Here is a 1,091-nt window from a genome sequence, read left to right as displayed (position 1 = left end):
GTCGAAGTCCGATCGTCGGGCGGCGCGATGATGCGCAGGAGATCGTCCAGCGTCGGCTCGCGCCGGGCCTCGCGGGCGGCCTGGAGCAGGTCGCGCGCCCAGTCGGCGGCCTGCGCAGGCGTCGCGGCCGGCCCGGCGAGGCGAAGAGCCGAAAGGAGGTTCACATCGGCGACAGTCGAAAGCGCGCCGCCGAGTCGCCAGCGCAGCACGCGCATGAGCGATTCCGCGCCCGGCGGGCCGACGTCGACGCGTCGCAGCCGCCCGGGCCGGGTGGCGGCGGCGTCGATGACCTCGCCGCAATTTGTGGCGGCCACGATGATCACGCCCTCGTGATTTTCGAGGAGGGTCAGAACGAGGGTCACGATCGGCGCCCAAAAATCTCGCGCACGGCGGTCCATCGACGCTCTGTCCGGACATGCAGCATCGAACTCGTCGAGGCAAAGGACGCTGACGCCTACGGTCGCCGCGGCGGCGCGCGCCGCATCGAAGCAGTCCTGCATCGCGCGGGCGATCGTGCCGAGATGGCCGGCCTCGCCGCTTCGCGCGAACATTTTCCCGCAAGAATCGGCGACCAGCGGCGCCCCTAAAGCGTGAGCAAGGACGGAGGCGAAAGTCGTCTTTCCGGCGCCGGGTGGGCCGGCGAGCAGGACGCCCGTCGTCGGCATGTCGCGCCAACGGATGCGGCCGGCGCGATAGTCCGAGACGCCCGAGGCTATATCCAGCGCCAGCCGGCGGAGATCGGCGGGGGGGCAGTCGAGCGGCGGAACGTCGGCGGCGACGGCGCCGGCGTTCGCTTTCTTGGACTCCGCGGCGCGGAGGAGATTGGCGACGACATCGCGTGCGGATTCGCCGGCGCGGAAAGCGCTGACCGTCTCGGCGAATGTCAGCGCCAGCTCGGCGCCGCCGGGAATCTCCTTCGGCGCCTTGCCGCGCGCGTGCTTTCTCAAGAGCCGACGAAGAATATTCGCGTCGGGCGGCGCGACGGAAATGCGCACGTCCGCCGCCGATAAAAGCGCGGACGGCAGGAACGATTGCGGATCCTGCGAGACGCCGATGACGGGACGCCCGCCCGCGAGGCCCAAGGCCACTTC

The 1,091-nt window shown here is 70.8% G+C and carries 1 protein-coding gene; it reads right to left on the bottom strand.

The window, feature by feature from the left end; translation table 11 throughout:
- A partial coding sequence (locus tag A1351_RS10545; RefSeq protein ID WP_157096243.1) for an ATP-binding protein occupies positions 1 to 1,091 on the bottom strand: 1,091 nt, incomplete at both ends.

The sequence above is a fragment of the Methylosinus sp. R-45379 genome (assembly GCF_001644125.1).
Taxonomy (GTDB): Bacteria; Pseudomonadota; Alphaproteobacteria; order Rhizobiales; family Beijerinckiaceae; genus Methylosinus.
The sequence above is the reverse complement of the archived record's forward strand: the minus strand, read 5'-3'. Positions and strand labels throughout refer to the sequence as shown.